Annotated in this window: 16 protein-coding genes; 6 read left to right on the top strand and 10 right to left on the bottom strand. The window is 63.6% G+C overall.

Going from position 1 to position 17452, the window contains the following annotated elements:
- Window positions 1-19 precede the first annotated feature (19 nt).
- Entirely contained in the window at window positions 20-802 is a 783-nt protein-coding gene (locus tag FOZ76_RS08310; RefSeq protein WP_143947680.1) for an ABC transporter ATP-binding protein, read from the top strand.
- Window positions 799-1647: an ABC transporter permease gene (locus FOZ76_RS08305; RefSeq protein WP_143947679.1), complete on the top strand. Its 849-nt coding sequence runs from the start codon at window positions 799-801 to the stop codon at window positions 1645-1647. Before FOZ76_RS08310 ends, FOZ76_RS08305 begins: the two co-directional genes overlap by 4 nt.
- A gap of 66 nt (window positions 1648-1713) precedes the next feature.
- On the opposite strand, the gene FOZ76_RS08300 is transcribed toward FOZ76_RS08305, so the two are convergent.
- Entirely contained in the window at window positions 1714-2382 is a 669-nt protein-coding gene (locus FOZ76_RS08300) for a GntR family transcriptional regulator (protein ID WP_170235348.1), read from the bottom strand.
- 352 nt (window positions 2383-2734) lie between these two features.
- Between FOZ76_RS08300 and FOZ76_RS08295 the strand changes: the two genes are divergently transcribed.
- Window positions 2735-3556 carry an alpha/beta fold hydrolase gene (locus tag FOZ76_RS08295; RefSeq protein WP_143947677.1) on the top strand — a complete coding sequence of 274 codons (822 nt, stop codon included), beginning with the start codon at window positions 2735-2737 and terminating at the stop codon, window positions 3554-3556.
- Between the two features lie 12 nt (window positions 3557-3568).
- Complete coding sequence (locus tag FOZ76_RS08290; protein WP_143947676.1) at window positions 3569-4927, top strand: metal-dependent hydrolase family protein; 1359 nt, start codon at window positions 3569-3571, stop codon at window positions 4925-4927.
- Between the two features lie 121 nt (window positions 4928-5048).
- Here FOZ76_RS08290 and FOZ76_RS08285 read toward each other — a convergent pair whose 3' ends face one another.
- The 9 genes from FOZ76_RS08285 to FOZ76_RS08245 form a co-directional block, all read right to left on the bottom strand.
- Window positions 5049-5558, bottom strand: a complete 510-nt coding sequence (locus FOZ76_RS08285) for a flavin reductase family protein (RefSeq protein WP_143947675.1) — start codon at window positions 5556-5558, stop codon at window positions 5049-5051.
- 159 nt (window positions 5559-5717) lie between these two features.
- Window positions 5718-6770, bottom strand: coding sequence for an ABC transporter substrate-binding protein (locus tag FOZ76_RS08280; protein ID WP_143947674.1), 1053 nt, complete (start codon window positions 6768-6770; stop codon window positions 5718-5720).
- 84 nt (window positions 6771-6854) lie between these two features.
- Window positions 6855-7682, bottom strand: coding sequence for an ABC transporter permease (locus tag FOZ76_RS08275; protein ID WP_143947673.1), 828 nt, complete (start codon window positions 7680-7682; stop codon window positions 6855-6857).
- 39 nt (window positions 7683-7721) lie between these two features.
- Window positions 7722-8471 (bottom strand): ABC transporter ATP-binding protein, encoded by a 750-nt coding sequence (locus FOZ76_RS08270; RefSeq protein WP_143947672.1) that lies wholly within the window; start codon window positions 8469-8471, stop codon window positions 7722-7724.
- A 221-nt stretch (window positions 8472-8692) separates the two neighbouring features.
- Window positions 8693-10033 (bottom strand): LLM class flavin-dependent oxidoreductase, encoded by a 1341-nt coding sequence (locus FOZ76_RS08265; RefSeq protein ID WP_143947671.1) that lies wholly within the window; start codon window positions 10031-10033, stop codon window positions 8693-8695.
- Between the two features lie 595 nt (window positions 10034-10628).
- Window positions 10629-11690, bottom strand: coding sequence for an acyl-CoA dehydrogenase family protein (locus tag FOZ76_RS08260; RefSeq protein WP_143947670.1), 1062 nt, complete (start codon window positions 11688-11690; stop codon window positions 10629-10631).
- A 30-nt stretch (window positions 11691-11720) separates the two neighbouring features.
- On the bottom strand, window positions 11721-12878 hold the full coding sequence (locus FOZ76_RS08255; RefSeq protein ID WP_143947669.1) for an acyl-CoA dehydrogenase family protein: 1158 nt from the start codon (window positions 12876-12878) through the stop codon (window positions 11721-11723).
- The gene (locus FOZ76_RS08250; protein ID WP_143947709.1) at window positions 12875-14107 is read right to left on the bottom strand and encodes a CaiB/BaiF CoA transferase family protein; all 1233 of its coding nucleotides are present in this window, start codon (window positions 14105-14107) and stop codon (window positions 12875-12877) included. The genes FOZ76_RS08255 and FOZ76_RS08250 overlap by 4 nt, the downstream gene beginning before the upstream one ends.
- Window positions 14107-15093 (bottom strand): Bug family tripartite tricarboxylate transporter substrate binding protein, encoded by a 987-nt coding sequence (locus FOZ76_RS08245; RefSeq protein WP_246129354.1) that lies wholly within the window; start codon window positions 15091-15093, stop codon window positions 14107-14109. The genes FOZ76_RS08250 and FOZ76_RS08245 overlap by 1 nt, the downstream gene beginning before the upstream one ends.
- A gap of 131 nt (window positions 15094-15224) precedes the next feature.
- On the opposite strand from FOZ76_RS08245, the gene FOZ76_RS08240 reads away from it, so the two are divergent.
- Both FOZ76_RS08240 and FOZ76_RS08235 read left to right on the top strand, forming a co-directional pair.
- Complete coding sequence (locus FOZ76_RS08240) at window positions 15225-16043, top strand: IclR family transcriptional regulator (RefSeq protein ID WP_170235347.1); 819 nt, start codon at window positions 15225-15227, stop codon at window positions 16041-16043.
- A 177-nt stretch (window positions 16044-16220) separates the two neighbouring features.
- The gene (locus FOZ76_RS08235; protein ID WP_170235346.1) at window positions 16221-17426 is read left to right on the top strand and encodes an iron-containing alcohol dehydrogenase; all 1206 of its coding nucleotides are present in this window, start codon (window positions 16221-16223) and stop codon (window positions 17424-17426) included.
- Window positions 17427-17452: the final 26 nt, after the last annotated feature.

Below are 17452 nucleotides of genomic sequence, written 5' to 3'. Positions count from 1 at the left end.
ATTCAGACAAGGAAGACAGATGTCGATCAGCATTCAAGGCGTCACGAAACGCTACGTACGACGCGTCGCTCCCGGTTCGCCGCCCTCCGTCACCACCGCATTGGATGATGTAGATCTCGATATCGAGGCCGGCCAGTTCGTCAGTCTGCTCGGTCCCAGCGGCTGCGGCAAGACCACCCTGCTGCGCATGATCGCCGGCCTGGTGCAGATTGACGAAGGCCGCATCATGGTGGGCGGCAAGGCGGTCGATTCGCCGCGCCGCGATCTGTGCATGGTGTTTCAAAGTCCGTCCCTGCTGCCGTGGCGCAACGTGCTGGACAACGTGGCGTTTCCTCTGGAGCTCGATGGCATGCCGAAAGCACAGCGCCATCAGACCGCCCGGCAGTTCCTTCGACTGGTCGGCCTGGACGCCTTTGCCGAACATCTCCCTCACGAGTTGTCGGGGGGGATGCAACAGCGGGTGGGCATTGCGCGCGGACTGGTGCGCAATCCCGCCGTGCTGTTGATGGATGAACCCTTCGGTGCACTGGACGCGCAAACGCGCGAGACCCTGCAAGCCGATCTGCTACGCATCTGGGACCAGACCAAGTGCACCATCGTATTCGTCACTCACAGCATCGACGAAGCCCTGATGCTCTCGGATCGCATCGTCGTGCTCAAGCCGCGCCCGGGCCGCATCAACCGGATCATCGGACCGGCATTCCGCGCCGATCGCCTGCACCAGGATGTTCGCCTGCATAGTGCCTATGCCGGCGAACAAGCCGTCTTGCGCGAACTGCTGCGCGAAGAGGTCACCGCATGAGAAACATCGTTCCTACGCAAACCCGGCAACTGGGCGCCACAAGCCCTTTGATGGAGTCCGGTGTGGCACGGCTGGTGCAATTGCTGCGGGATCGCCCGCGAATCCTTGGCATGGCCTCGGTCATCCTCTTCTTCCTGGCTTGGGAATTCTATGGGCGCGACGTCAATCCGCTTTTCCTCAGCTATCCGTCCGAGATCGCCAAGGCAGCCTGGGCCATTACCCGCACAGGCGAACTGCAGGCCGCATTCCTCACCAGCATGATTCCCTTCGGCATCGGCCTGGCCATCTCCTGTGTCGCCGGCGTGTTGATCGGCGTATTGATGGGACAAGTCTGGTGGATCGATCAAATCCTGCAGCCCTTCCTCAACGCCTTCTATGCCGTGCCGCGAATTGCCCTGGTGCCGCTGATCATCCTGTGGGCTGGCCTGGAAACCGGCGGCAAAGCGGCCATCATCGTCTCCATCGCGATCTTCCCCGTGATCATCAATACCTATGCGGGCATCAAGGATGTACGGGGGGCATTGCTGGATATCGGTCGCGCCTATTGCGCCAGCCCGCTCCAGGCCTTCTGGAAGATAACCTTCCCGGCGGCACTGCCTTTCATCCTGACCGGCATACGACTTGCCATCGGGCTGGCCATCATCGGCCTGGTCGTGGCGGAATTCTTTACCGCCGTCAGTGGGCTGGGTGGACTGATCGTGGTCTACGCCAACAGTTTTGCCACGGCCAAACTGTTTGTCCCGATCATTGCCATCGGGATCTTCGGCGCCCTGGTGACCCACGTGGTCTCGTTGCTCGAAAACCGGCTGCTGTCGTGGCGCGACTCGGAAAGCAAACGTCAGTGACCGCCAGCGCGGCATCGATGCCGCGCTGGCGGCGTCAGCACTGCATATGGTCGCTTGGCCACCACGTTACTCCGATTGCGGGTCGTGCGCTTCGTTCCGGGTCAAGCCCTGCAGCAGACGATTGCGAGTGCCCTGGGAATGCGCACGCGTCAAGTCGACGAAGGCTTCCACATCGCCATTGACGAAGGTCTGCGCCAGTTGGGAGTGCTCTTGTTGTGCCTGGAGCATGTCGCCGGTCAACCGCACTTCGGTGCGGATATACGGTTCGATGACGCCGCGCAGGTTCTTCAGTGCGCGCATGTGATGCGGACGGCCGGCGGGCATCAGCAATGCATTGTGGAATTTCTGGTTGAGTTCGAACCAGTGCGCCACGTCGGCATCACTGGTCTTGGTCGTCAGGCCGGCCATCTCGCTGATGATGCCGTAGACCCGCGCGATGTCGCCTTCGGTGCGACGCGCGATCGAGTGGCGCGCCAGTTCGGTCTCCAGCAGGCACCGCAGATCGAAAGCTTCTTCGATCTCCTCAGGGTCCAGCGCCGCCACCGTATAACCGCGACGCGGCTGCAGCACCACCATGCCCTCGGCCTCCAGCTTCGGCAAGGCCTCGCGCAACGGGCTGCGGCTCACCCCCAGCCGTTGCGCCACCTCTTCCTGTCGCAGCACTTGCCCGGGCGTGAAGATGCCATTGAGGATGGCATTGCGCAATTCGTGATAGACAATTTCTGGCAGCGACATAGCGCTTGCACCGTTCAGAGGAGTTGACATTGCGGTAGGGCATGAATGAGATGGTTTATTTTATCATACAAACTGATTTGCATATTGTATAATATTAGAACTTGAAAATTACTGATAGGCAGGTCCCGCTTCTTTCCCGTGGGTCGAATCAGCGTCACTACGCGGGAACTGTGCCATTTTGATATGCTCACCCAGCGAGCACAGCAAGAGGCGTTTGCACCTTGGGACATACCGTATAAAATATACAAACGTGATGGCCATGGCTTCCCGACAGTGGATTCAAGGCGGAGCATGCCCCGTCACCGGCCCATACGACCGGGATGCGCCCCCCTTCCAGAGACTGGACACCACCATGAAAGAAGAACGTTTCGTATTCGAAGGCATCCCCGTCACTTACTACCAGTCCGGTAGCGGAACCCCCCTGTTGATGCTGCATGGCTCCGGCCCGGGCGCCTCCAGCCTGGGAAACTGGCGCACGGTCCTCGGCCCGCTGTCCGAACACTTCGAAGTCTTCGCCATGGATCTGATCGGCTTTGGCAAGAGCGGGCGCAAACCCCAGCCCCCCTACTTCGACTACGCGATGTGGGTACGCCAGGCCCAGGCCATGCTGGCCCGCATCGCCGGGGAGCAGGTCGGACTGATCGGACACTCCTTGTCGGGTTCCATCGCGCTCAGGCTCGCGTCCATGGAGCCGCGCGTAGCGGCAGTCCTGACCACCGGGACCATGGGCGGCCATTTCACCCCCAACGATCTGACCCGGCGCGTCTGGACCGGCCCACGCAATCGTGAGGAACTGGTGCAAACCCTCAGCGGCATCATCCACGACACCTCGGTCATCGACGAACCCTACGTGGCTGCCCGCGAGCCGGTGGTCTTTGCGCCCGGCTATGCCGACTACTTCGACGCCATGTTCGAGGGCGACAAGCAACAGTACGCCGACGCCGCCGTCCTCGACGCAGCCACGCTGGCCCAGGTCCGCTGTCCGGTGCGCCTGCTGCACGGCCGCGAGGACCTGGCCTTCCCTCCCTCCTGCACCCACGACATCGCCTCAGCGCTGCCTCAAGCCGATGTCGTCCTGCTGGCCGAATGCTCCCATTCCGTCGCCTTTGAGCGCAGCGCTACCTTCATTGCCGAGGTACGCGACTTCATGGGCCTGAACCTGACTTCCTCCTGAAGGGATTTCTACATGCAAGCGAAAAAAGGCTACCTGTTCAAGGGGCGTGTGATCGATGGTTCGCTCAACGCCCCCATCGAACAGGGCGCGGTCGTGGTCGAAGGCGAACGCATCCAGTGGGTGGGCACCGCCGCCCAACTGCCGCCGCAGTACGATGAACGGGACTACGACGTCATCGCGCTGCCGGGTCGATCGATCCTGCCCGGCCTGATCGACGGCCATACCCATATCTCCTTCGGCGAATCGCGCTCGGAAGAAGAGAACGCGCTCTACACCCCGCCCGAATTTCGCACCCTCAAGGCCATGTACTACGCCAAAAAGGTGCTGCAGGCCGGCGTGACCAGTTGCTTTGACGCTGCCACCACCTACAACGTGGCCCAGGCCGTGCGCGATGCGATCGACACCGGTATGTTCGAGGGCCCGCGCTTCACGGTGTCGGGCAAACAGATTACCAACCACCAGGGGCTGGAAGATTCGTTCCCGAGCTGGATGGAATTCCCCGTCGGTCAGAGCGCGGTGCTGGTCAAGAACAAGGACGATCTGATCGAGGCCATCCGCCTGCAAATCAAGGAAGAAGTCGACGCCATCAAGGTCTCGGGCTCCAACGACAACCTGATCACGCCGGATGCCCTGGGCGCTTCGGCCTTCACGCTCGAAGAACTCAAGCTGATCGCCGACGAGACGCATCGCCTGGGCCGCCTGTGCAGCACCCACGCCCGTTCGCGCGACGCCGCACTCGACGCGGCCCGCGCCGGCTTCGACAACCTGTTCCATGCATCCTACATCGATGAGGAAGGCATCGAAGCCTGCCTGAAGAACAAGGTGGTCATCACGCCGACGCTGACCTTGCTGGTCAATCTGGTCGGTGCCAATCCCGACAACGCCGGAGCCTCCGGCAAAAGCGCCTTTCAGCGCGAGATCGAAGCCGCGTCCGAGAACCTGACCCGAGCCTGGAAAGCCGGTGTGCCCATCATCGCCGGCAGCGAAAGCGGCTGGTCGCCGGTGCCCTATGGTCAATGGCACGGCAAGGAAATGGAGATCTTCGTCGACCTGCTGGGCATGACGCCGCTGCAAGCCATCCATGCCAACACCCTGGCCGCAACCCGCCTGATCAAGCGCTATGGCAACGAGATCGGCAAGATCGAAGCCGGCCGTCTGGCCGACCTGCTCGTCGTGCCCGGTGACCCGACCAAGGACATCAGGATTCTGCAATTTCCGAAGCGCTTCGACTACATCTTCAAGGGCGGCAAACCCATTGACCGCACGCCGCCGATGCCGCGCAAGCGCAAGTGGTATGAGCGCACCAAAATCTTCCTCGACGGCCTCTACGAGTTTGACGAAGAAACCGGCACCGGAAAACTGACACACTGATGCACTGACCGCACCCGGCACCGTGAGGTGCGGGTGCCCGGGCCCCGTCGCCGCAATTCCCTTGATCGTTGGAGAAAGTCAGCGCGACAGGCACCGCCCACCGCGTCCGCCGTTGCGAGACTCAGGCTGCGCTGCGCAGATGATGGTACGCGCCACGAAAGTAGAGCAGCGGGGTGCCCTCCTCGTGCCAATCCGCAGGGCTCATGTCCTTGACCTGTCCGATCACGATGTGGTGGTCACCGGCCTCGTGCTCGGCGAAGACATCGCAATCCAGCCACATCAACGTCCTCTCGATCACCGGATTGCCTCCGGATGAGAGATTCCAATCGACGCCCAACCACTTTTGCCCGCCCGAACGGGCGAAGGCACGGGAGATGTCCTGCTGCCCTTCCGACAGCACGTTCACCGAGAACCTTCCGGTCGGCCGGATGCGCGGCCAGCTCGTCGATGTCTTCATCACGCAGAAGGAGACCAGCGGCGGATCGCTCGAAACGCTATAAAACGATTGGCAGGTAAAGCCCACCGGCTCGTTCCCGACGATGCCGCCGATGATCGTTATGCCGGAAGCGTACCGCCCCATCCTGTCGCGGAATGCATAGGCATCCATCGACAACTCTTTCGTCACCTTCATCAGTCTTTTCCGTCCCTGGTCAGGCGTTTCCGGCAAACCTCATCCTCACAGGCGAGTATGCAGCGGTCGATCGCCGGAAACGGCTTTTCGGTTGGCACCCCCCGAGCCGTCGGGCTCGCAAGTCCAGGGGTGCCGCGCGATCGAGCGCTCAGGCGCCGGTCACCACTTCGACGCCTTGGCCTCGGCGATAACCGCCTCCTCGTCGAAGTCGTTGACCTCGTCGATGAATTGGTTGGTGTAGGATGCGCGCATCGTGTCGGCATCGCCCAGCGACTCGACGGAATAGAGCAGGATGTTGCCCCACTCGGCATCGACGTTCTCACCCCATTTGCGACCCGGCGCCTTCACCATGCGCGAGGCACGCGACTCGTAGATGTGGAGCGAGTCCGCAAAGGTCTGGGGGGTCATCTCTTGCGGCTTCGTGGCAGGATACATTTCCCAGTGGTTGCGGACCGTCGCTTCCGGATTGGCGAGCGAGAAGACCGTTGCCTTGGCGAGCCCGCGAAGGAATTTCACGACGACGTCGGGGTGGTTCTTGACCATGTCCTCGTGCGTGATGATCACGTTGCCCGGCATCTTGGAAAGCCAAGGCGGATCGATCTTGGTGAACTTGAATCCGCTGTTCTCCAACGCCGCGACACCCGTATCCCACACCGACCAGGCCGCGATTTCCTTCTGACGGATCGCATTGGCGGCAGACGAACCCAGGCCCACCGAGATGAACTTCACGTCCTTGTCCGGGTCGAGACCGGCATCCTTCACGGCCGAGCGCGCATAGGGCAGCGAACCGGAAGCCATTTCGGGCAGACCGATCGTCGCTCCCTTCAGGTCCTTGAAGCTCTTGATGTTGTCGTCCGTGACGACGGTTTCGTAGATGGGCGTCGACATCACATAGACCGCGACGATCGGCAGACCCTTCTGCCGGGCGATCAGCACAGCCTCCGGCCCGGCCGTTGCGAACTGCACCGCTCCCGTTGCAATCTGCTGAACACCAAGCATGGTGCCGGCAAGGCCGATAACGCCGACGTCGAGCCCCTCGTTCTTCCAGTATTCCATCCCGACGGGGATCGAGGACTGGGCAGCATTACCCACCGAGATGTTGGAGGTCGTCAACGCATAGACCACCTTGTCCGCGGCGTTGGCGACATGAGCTAGCATCAGGCCGCCGGCAGCCAGGAATACCGCTGTCGAGCATTTCAACTTTCCAAACATGATTCCACTCCTTCTTGTTGAGGACGCCTTCTCTTGTCGGCGCCCAAGTAAGGTCGTGGCGCAAACTGGCTGGCTCCGCACGTGCTAGGAGGCCGAATGCCAGAACAGGACACGCCGCTGGATGGCCCGCATGATCGTGCTCAACGTCAGTCCGAAGAGCCCGAGAATGACGAGGATTGCGAAAATGAGAGCGACGTTGAACTGAACGTTGGCCTCGAGAATCAAATTGCCGAGGCCGGCGCGCGAGCCGACGAATTCACCGACGATCGATCCGAGGATCGCGAAGATGATCGAAACGTTCAGACCCGCGAAAATGAACGGAAGTGCACTGGGCAGTTGAACCTTCCGGAAGGTCTCCCAGCGCGTCGCCTGGAGCGAACGCATCAAGTCGAGCTTGCCCTGATCGCAAGAGCGCATCCCGACGATGGTGTTGACCAGGATCGGGAACAGCGAGGACAGCATCACGATGATGATCTTCGACTGGATGCCGTAGCCGGCCCAGACGATGATCAGCGGCGCTATGGCGACCTTCGGCAGCGTCTGGATCGAGACGACCCAGGGATAGACGACGAGATCGAGGATCTTGAACTGGGTCACCAGCGTGCCGATCAGTACCCCCACGACCGCCGCAATCATGAAGCCCATGAGCGTCTGAAACGCCGTGTAGCCGAAATTGTAGATGAGGGTCCCCGACGCGATCCCGCGATAGAGCGAGACGGCGACCAGGGACGGCGGCGGCAGGATGTACTCGGGCACCGAGAAGAGCCGGACGCTCGCCTCCCAGAATGCGATCAGGACGAGGAAGCCGACGAACGAGATCAGCCTCGCGTGCCGGTCGAGCCCTTTCTTGCGCGGCTTGGCGGATGGCCGGCTCTTGCTCCCAGCATCCGCGGCCGTCATTACGGTGGTCATTTCAGCTACTCCTATCGCGAAACGGAAATATCGCCTGGCCTAGGCTTCGTTCAAACGCCGCCTGAGCTTGCGCGTGTATTCACCGAACTGCCGCTCGCTCATGAGGTCCAGGGTCCGCGGCCTCGGCAGATCGATGGTGACGTCGTCGACCACCCGACCGGGACGAGGCGTCATCACGATGACGCGGTCGCTCATGAATACCGCTTCGCTGATGGAATGGGTGATCATGAAAACGGTCTTCTTCGCGGCGGCCCAGATCTTCAGCAGCTCCAGGTTCATCGTCTCGCGCGTCAGCGCGTCGAGAGCGCCGAACGGCTCGTCCATCAGCAGCACGGCCGGATCGTGCACGAGGGCGCGCGCGATGGCGGCGCGCTGGCGCATGCCCCCGGACAGCTCCGAGGGATATCTCCCCTCGAACCCGCTCAGCCCGACCAGGCTTATGAGCCACCTGGCCCGCTCCAGGGCAGCCTTGCGCTCCAGCTTGAGCACCTCCGCAGGCAGCATCACGTTGTCCAGAATCGTTCTCCAGGGCAGCAGGTTCGCTTCCTGGAAGACGATACCGATATCGCGGCTCGGACCGGAATGAGCGCGGCCGCCTATCGTCACGCGCCCGCCATAGTCGAGCTCCAGACCGGCGATGATCCGCATCAACGTCGTCTTGCCGCATCCGGACGAACCGATCACGGAGGCGAACTGCCCGTCCGCGATCGCCAGATCGACTCTGCGCAGTGCCTGCACGGTATCCCCGGAGGCGGTCTCGAACGTCTTCGTGATTCCCTCGATGAGCATGAAGTCGCCACGCGCACCAGCGCCTGGGGCCATACCTTCGTTGCGCGCTAGAGCTAGATTCATGTCCTATCCCGAACTGGCAGCTTGGCGACAGACGCACAAGTCCACCTCAGTGACGAGCCCGGAGGCGGCCGATGGCAGCCACGCCCGTAGCTCGTGCCGTTTGTTGCATTGGGTTGCATGGATTTCGATGTCATTCAAGATAGCCGCCGCAATCGACGTCAGGCGGGCTCAGGCAGGGCGTTGCCGGCTTTTCTGGCGGCCGGGTGCTCGGGCCGCGGAATCCCGAGATGCTCGCGCAGCGTGCGCCCGGTATATTCGGTCCGGAACAGGCCGCGCCGCTGCAGAACCGGCACGACGTGATCGACGAAATTCTCCAGCCCGCCGGGGAAATAGGGTGGCAGGAGATTGAAGCCGTCTCCGGCGCCGTCCCTGAACCACTCCTCGAGTTCATCCGCGACCTGCTCCGGCGAACCGCACACGAGCTTGTGCCCCATGCTCATTCCGACAAAATCGCGCAGCTCCCGCACGGTCATATTCTGCCTCGCTGCGGTCTCGGCCAGGGTGATGGCATGCCCCTGCATGATGCTCGAAGGTGGAAGCGTCGGCACCGGACCATCGAGCGGGAATACGGACATGTCATGTCCCATGCGCTCGGAGAGGACCTTCATCGCGTAGACCGGATCGACCAGCGCCCCGAGTTCGGCGAGCTTTGCCTTCGCCTCGGCCTCGGTCGAGCCGACGATCGGGCAGATACCGGGCATGACCTTGAGATGCGACGGATCGCGGCCATAGCCCCGCGCCAGGTCGTAGAGCCGCCGCGCGAAGGCGATGGCCGCATCCTTGCTCTGCTGAACCGTGAAGACCACGTCCGCGACCGACGCCGCGAAATGACAGCCCGTATCGGATGCACCGGCCTGCAGCAGCACGGGATAGCCCTGCGGAGGACGGGTGATGTTGAGCGGTCCCTTGACCTGGAAGAACTTCCCCTCGTGGCCGAGGACATGGACCTTGTCCGCATCCACGTATTTGCCGCTCGCCTTGTCCATGACCAAGGCGTCTTCCTCCCAACTGTCCCAGAGGCCCTTGGCGACCTGGACGAACTCTTCCGCGATCGCGTAGCGTTCTTCATGGGGCGGGTGCTTGGCCGTGCCGAAATTGGCGGCGGCCTCCGCGAAGGCTCCGCTCACGACGTTCCAGGCGACGCGCCCGCCGCTCAAATGGTCGAGGGACGCCAGCATCCGGGCCAGGTTGTAGGGCTCGGTATAGGTCGTCGAAGCCGTCGCCGCGAGACCGATATGGCTCGTGCACTGCGTGAGCGCGCCCAAGAGCGTCAGCGGCTCCAGACGCAGGACCATCGACGGGTGCATTCCGGGAAACGTGTTCACCGCGTCGGCGAAGAACACGAAATCCAGCTTGCCGCGCTCGGCGGTCCTCGCGACGTCCTGAACGAGCGGAAAGTTCTGCGATCCGGCCTGGGCCTCGGGCAACCGCCACCCTGAGACGACGTTCCCCGCAGCCAGGAGAAGTACTCCCAAGTGCATTTGCCGCTGTTCGCTCATAGTCTGCATCCTCTTCGCAAGTCGGTCGTGCCAAAGGCTTCGCGCCCTCAATCCCGCAGGCAGCTCGAAGCCGGTCGCCTACGTCGTTTTCAGCATCCTATTCATTTTTTATAAAGTAGTCAAACCTTTTGTCCTCAGCCTTGCTGTTGATATGGTTCGGCATTTCTAGGCAAAAATACTCGCCAAAACACGTAAAAATCCCGCGAAAAATGGCATCTGTTCACGCATTCATAGCGCGCAAACAATGCCCTCCTTCCTACCGAAAGCCATAATATTATAAAATAGCCAAAATTTTTGGCTGCAGTCGCACCATCGAAGGCGAGGGCATTGCGGTGTACGAAGCGGCGCCAGGACACGGAGAAAGCCACGCAAATAGCGGGTTCGCATCCTGCGCAGGTGCGGGGACGGTTCGACAAGGAGCGGCCATCGGCCCGGCAGTACCAGCCTGGCCGGGCGCATGATCATGGACCGAAAAAGCCTGCCCGCTCATGGCGAGGGCCGGCGAGGCAAGCCCACCCCACCGCCAGGCGCCCCCACCTGGGGACACCCGCCTTCGGGTGGGAGTGACTCACACGCGTGCGGTTTGCCGGGTTGCCTACATGGAGCCGCAGGCCGGGCCCGTCGGCTCGGCCCCTGCTGCCGCCGGCACGGCGTCGGTTATCGCGCGCACCAGGTCCAGGCTCATGCCCCCGTGCTCCAGCAGCGCCTCTCCGGCTACCGTGTGCCAATACGACTCGCTGCCAAACGCGAGCCGCCAGGCGTGCAGGCGCCGGGTGAACAACTGCAGGTCGTAGGCTTCGGTGACGCCGATGGCGCCGTGAATGGCGTGCGCCGCTTGCGCGACTTCCAGCGCTGCCTGGCTGCACCGCGCCTTGGCGGTAGCCGCCGGCAGGCGGTGCGGGAACGCGGCGTCCGAGGCGCAGCCGAGCCGTGACGCGATGTGGGCGGCGAAGACGTGCTGGCTCATGACCGCCAACTGATGCTGGATCGCCTGGAATTTTCCGATGGGCCGGCCGAACTGCTGCCGCTCGTTGGCGTAGCGCAGGGTGAGTTCGAAGGCCGCTCCCAATGCGCCGGCCATCTGGGCCGCCAGCATGTTGGCCTGCAGCGTGCGCAGGTCCAGGCCCGCCGGCAGGCCGACCGGTAGCGCCGGCGCATCGTCCAGCCGGCCCGCGTCCCAGTGCGCCACGCAGTCCAGCACGAACAGGTGCGGCCGACGCTGCGCGCAATCCAGCGGTAATACGTGCCAGACGCCGGCGGCGCATACCAGCGCGCAGTCAGCGGCCCAGCCACCGTGCACCACGGCACGCACGCTGCCGTCATCGAGCCGCTCGCCCTCGGCCAGCGCCAAGGGGCCGGCGGGCCTGGCGGCGCCGGCCTGCGCCAGCAGCGCCCTGCCGATCAGCGTGTCGCCCAGCGGCAGCGGCAAGGCATGCGCGCCGCACTGATACAGCAGCCCGGCCACCTGCCTCAGGCCCAACTCCGAGCCGCCGTGTACCTCGGGCACCATGGCGTGCGCAAAGCCACTGTCCTCGATCAGGCGCCACAGGCGGCCCGCCTGTTGCCGGTCTCCGCTCTCGATCGAGCGCACCACTGCAGGCGTGCATTGTTCGTACAGCAACTGACGCGCGGCGTCGCCCAGCAAGTCGTCATCCATGTCCATCGATCCCACTCCGTCCACCTGCGGTCAGCGCAGCCCGAGGCCGCGCGCGATCATCCCCCGCAGGATGTCGCGCGTGCCGCCGCGCAGAGAGAACGTCGGCGCGACTTCGGTCATGTATTCGAGCGTCAGCAGCAGCCCGGCCGGCGGGTCCTGGTGCGCACGTGAAAATACGTCGTCCGCGATGGCCGCGGGGATGAATTGTTCCAATGTTGTGCCCAACTCCTTGACCAGCGCGGCCTGCACCGCGGGGCTCTCGCCGCTTGCGAGCCTGTGCTGGATGGCGACCGACATGGCGCGCAAGGGCGCTAATTGTGTCAGCACTTTGCCCGCCAGCCGTTGCGACGAGGACGACCTGCCTTGCGGCGTGCGTATCCAGGCCAGCCATTGATCGAACAGGACGAGGCTGGAGAACAGCCGCTCGGGGCCACTGCGTTCGAGCGCCAGTTCCGCTGTGACCTGCTCCCAGCCCTGCCCTTCCTGTCCCACCAGCGCGTCCGGGCCCAGTTGCACGTCGTCGAAAAAGACTTCGCAGAAATGGCTGTCCCCCGACAGATCCTGGATCGGACGCACAGTGACCCCAGGCAGGGACAGATCGACGACGACCTGGGACAGGCCGCGATGCCGGTCCGCCGTGGTGCCCGAGGTGCGCACCAGGGCGATCATGTACTGGCAATGATGCGCGTTGGTGGTCCAGATCTTCTGCCCCTGAAGCACATACCCTCGTTCGTTGGCCACCGCGCGCGTCTTCACGCCGGCCAGGTCCGAGCCGGCGTTCGGCTCGCTCATGCCGATGCAGAAGAACGCCTCGCCCCGGCAGACCTTGGGAAGGTAGAAGCGCTTCTGCTCTTCTGTTCCATACTTGAGGAGCAGAGGCGCGCTCTGCCGGTCCGCGATCCAGTGCGCGCCCACGGGCGCGCCGACGTTCAGGAACTCCTCGACCAGCACGTAGCGGCTGAAGGCGCTGCGCCCGGCGCCACCGTACTCCCTGGGCAGCGTCATGCCGATCCAGCCCCGGGCGGCCACCTTGCGGCTGAATTCGGTGTCGTAGCCGCCCCAGGAGCGGGCCCTGAGGTGGGCCGGCATGGCGGCCGTCTCCTCGAGCAGAAAGCGCCGCACCTCGGCCCGCAGCGCCTCGTCGGCAGGCGGGATCTGCGCCAGCCGCAGGGATTCGAGAATCGTCATCCCAGCACTCCCTGGGCGCGCAGTTCCTGGATGCGCCGGCCATCCAGGCCGAGGTAATCCGTCAGAACACTTTCCGTATGCTGTCCGAGCGTCGGCGGCGAGCCCGCATGGGCAACCGGCGTTTCCGAAAGCCGGATAGGGTTCGAGACCACCGGTATCCGCCCGGCCAGCGGATGCTCGAGTCTGCTGATCACGTTTCTGGCGGCCACGTGCTCATCCTCGAAAACCTCCTTGATATTCCTGATCGGGCCGCAGGGCACGGCCTTGTCGTGCAGCAGGTCGACCCAGTGCTTGGTGGTCTGCTCGCCAACCCTGCGCGAGATCAGGGCGACCAGCGCGTCCCGGTTGCCGATTCTTGCCGTGTTCCTGGCGAATCTCTCGTCGTCGGCCAGGCAGCCCAGGCCAGCCGCATCGCAGAATCTTCTGAACTGGCTGTCGTTGCCGATGGCAAGAATGATGAAACCGTCCTTGGTCCGGAAATCCTGATAGGGCACGGCATTGGGATGGGCATTGCCCATGCGCTGCGGCACTTCGCCCGAATAGAGGAAATTCGTCGCCTGGTTGGCCAGGCAGGCGATCTGCACGTCGAGCAGCGACAGATCGATGTGCTGACCCACGCCGTGGACGTCCCTGGCCCTGAGCGCCGCCAGAATCGCCGTGGATGCGTACAGGCCCGTCAGTATGTCCGTCAGCGCCACCCCGACCTTCATCGGCCCGCCTCCCGGCTCGTCGTCCGGCCGGCCCGTGACGCTCATCATCCCGCCCATGCCCTGGATGAGGAAGTCGTATCCGGCCCGGTGCGAATACGGGCCGTTCTGGCCGAATCCGGTAATCGAGCAGTAGACGATCCGCGGATGGAGCTGCCTGATCGCATCGTAGTCGAGCCCGTACTTCTTCAAGCCACCGACCTTGTAGTTCTCGATCAGCACATCGAAATTCGGGGCCAGTTCCCTGACCAGGCGCTGCCCTTGCGGGGTGGCGATGTCAATGGCGACGGACTTCTTGTTGCGGTTGGCACAAACGTAATATGCCGCGTCCAACGGCGAACCGTCGTGCGTCGAACGCAGGAAAGGCGGTCCCCAGGACCGGGTGTCGTCGCCCGCTCCCGGCTTCTCGACCTTGACGACCTCCGCGCCCAGATCGCCCAGCGTCTGCGCCGCCCAGGGGCCTGCGAGCACCCGTGAAAGGTCGAGTACCTTGATGCCGCTCAGGGCGCCGTGCTGTGTCACTATTGTTTCTCGATGTTGGCGAGGTTGACGATCCGGTTCCACAATTCGATTTCCTGCACGTTGAAGTCTCCCAGGTCCCTGGCGCTGCCTAATTGCGGCTTCTGGCCGAACTGCTCGAAGAAGACCTCGGTCTCCGGCAGGCGGGCGACATCATGGAAATAGCCTTCGATTGTCCTGACGACGTCCTCGGGGGTATTCGCATTGACCATGGCCGCTGCCCACGTGTAGACCTTGAAATCCGGCATGCCCGCTTCATCGGCGCTGGGCACGTCGGGCAGCGAAGCAGCCCGGCCCTCATCGGCGACCACCAGCGCGCGGATCTTTCCCGATTGGACCAAGGCCTGCGACGAGGTGACTTCCGCGAATGCGTAGTCGACGGTGCCGGACGCGACGGCGGTCACGGCCTCTCCCGCGCCCTTGAAGGGAATGTGGCTGGCCTGGATTCCGTTGATCTGGCTGAAGTATTCGCCCATCAACTGATATCCGGCGGAGCCCGCGGCAAAGTTCAGCTTTCCGGGATTGCGCTTGGCATGCTCCACCAAATCCTGCACGGTCTTGAACCCGGAATCGGCGGGAACCGACAAGACCCCGGGCGTCTTGAGCAGCAGCGCGATGGGCTTGAAATCCTTGATGGGATCGTAGGGCAGTTGCCTGAAGAGCGCAGTGTTGGTGGCCAGCGTGGAATTGCTGCCGATGAATAGGGTGTACCCGTCGGCGGGCGCGTCCAGGACGGCGCGCACGGCAATGAAGCCGTTGCCGCCCGGCCGATTGTCCACGACCACCGGCACGCCGGCCAGTTCGGAGACCTTCTGCGCATAGTACCGGGCGCTCGTATCGGTGCCGCTGCCGGGGCCGAAGGGAATGACGAATCGGATCGGTTTCGAGGGATAGTCGTCGGCGAGCGCGCCGCCGGCGGCAAGGGTCAGAGTCGTCGCCAAAGCGGCGGTCATTGCCGATAATGACTTTCCAGGCATGTATGTCTCCATGTTTTGTTCTGGTGGGTTGTTGCCCGAAGAGCCGCACCGGCCCGAACGGCGCCACGGCCAGGGCTCCACGGAAATTATTGGGTCTGCATGCCTTCCGTACCAGACGTAAATTTCGACAAGTGAAATTCCATATGTCCGCCAGCCCTGTTCCTCCGGTGCGCTCGTCGCGCAGCGCGACCCGCGAAAGCGGCACCTTTATCCGGGACACGTCCGGCAGCCGCGCGCTCGAACGCGGTCTACAGATCCTGCTCGCCTTTCGCCCCGGCATCGTCCTGCTCGGCAACGCGGACCTGGCGGACCGCACCGCCCTTCCCCGCCCGACGGTCAGCCGGTTGACGCACTCTCTGGTCGAGCACGGGTTCCTGGACTACGACATCGCGGCGCAGGGGTACAGGCTGTCGCCCATGTTCCTGAGCCTTGCCCATGCATTCCGCCAGACCGAGGAGGCGCTGGAGAGCGTCTTCAAGCTGATGCAGGAACTGGCCACGCGCGAGGGCGTGAATGTCGGGCTGGCACTGCCCAACCAGTTGGAAATGGTCTACCTGGAGTCCCTGCGCGAAAGCCGCCGGGGCGTTTTCCGGCGGGCCGCGTCGGGCTCCAGGTTCCCGATGGAATCGACCTCGGGCGGACGCGCTTATCTTGCCGCCCTCAGCCCCACGCAGAGGAGCGCCGTGCTGCGCCAGATCGAGCCGAAGTACGGACGCAAGTGGCGCGACATCAATCGCCAGATCAAGGATGCGGTGCGCCATATCGGCGAGCACGGCTATTGCGTCGCCCACTGGCAACCCGGGATGACCGCGGTCGGCACCCCGCTGCTCAGGCGGGATGGCAGGATCTACTCGCTGTCGATCAGTTTTCACTCCACCGAGCATCTCGCCGAGTCGATCCGCAGAAACGGCGATCTTCTATTGAAGCTGAAGAACGATATCCAGGGCGTCTGGCATGCCTAGCGGCCGCGTGATTTCACATATCGAAATTCCAGGCTGGCGCATGCACCGGGCCGGATCGACAATGACCGGCCATAGGGCCATAGGCCCGGCAGTGCGGTCGGCCTGGGCGGGTGCATGGCATGCATGCCTGCCGGTTGCCGCCGTAGCGAGCCGGTTTCTGGGGGGACTGGAGGAGATATGGGATTCGCGATGAAAGAGCAGGCGTCGACGCCTTCGGCGACGACCGAGACGGTACACCGCTTCTATGGAACTGAACGGGTGCGGTACGGCGCTTCGTTCGGCGAAATGCTGGCCAATGAAACAGCCAGGGACGGCGCGAGCCGCATATTCGTCGTCACCGCGCCCGAAATCGTCCCCAGCGCGTCGTTCGACCAGTTGAAGGCGGTTCTGGGCAGTCGATTCTGCGGGTTCTTCTCCGACATTCCCCCGCACGTCCCCATCGAGTCCGTGCTCGCGGGCGTGGCCGCCGCCCGCGAGGCCGGCGCGCAGTTGATGGTCACGCTGGGCGGCGGCTCGGCGATCGACGCGACCAAGCTCATCTCGCTCTGCCTGGCGCAGGGCATCGGCGACATGTCCGGCTTCGAAGCCTATGCCCATCTCGCGCAATTCGATCCGAGCCATCGCCCCGCGGAGAACGTCGACTGGATCCGGAGCATCGCCGTGCCGACCACCTTGTCCGCCGCCGAGTTCACGTGGTTCGCCGGCGTGACGGATCCGGCCGTCGGGATGAAACGGGTGGTCGGCCACCCTCTGCTGATTCCCCGGGCAGTACTTTACGACCCACGGCTGACGCTGGGCGTGCCTTTGCCGGTGTTCCTGGCCAGCGGGATCAAGGCGGTCGATCATGCGGCGGAAAAAATCGCCTCGCTCGCGGCCCAGCCGTTTTCGGATGCGATGTCCAAGGAAGCGCTGCGCATGCTGGCGCACGCACTGCCGCGCGTCGCGGCCGATCCCAAAGATCTGCCGGCGCGCCTGACCTGCCAGTTGGCGGCGTGGCTCTCGATCGCCGGCGGCATGTCGGGCGTGCGCAACGGCGCCAGCCACGCCATCGGACACATGCTCGGCCCGCACGCATCCGTGCCGCACGGACTCACCTCGTGCACCGTTCTGGCTTCGGTCATGCGGTGGAACCGGCCGGTGAACCATGAACGCCAAGCCGTCATCAGCGCCGCGCTCGGCCGGAAGGGAGTGGACGCCGGCGACGCCATAGAGGACCTGGTGAGCGGGCTGCGGCTGCCGACCCGGCTGCGGGACATCGGCGTACCCCGCGCCGAACTGACGGAGATCGCACGCAAGACGATGGAAGACTCGCTGGTTTGCAGCAATCCCAGGAAGATCTCCACTGCGCAGGATGTGCTGGAGATCCTGGAAATGGCTTACTGAGGATCAGCCTCGGGAGCTCTCCGCTG

This window comes from Verticiella sediminum, assembly GCF_007558815.1.
GTDB lineage: Bacteria > Pseudomonadota > Gammaproteobacteria > Burkholderiales > Burkholderiaceae_B > Verticiella > Verticiella sediminum.
The sequence above is the reverse complement of the archived record's forward strand: the minus strand, read 5'-3'. Positions and strand labels throughout refer to the sequence as shown.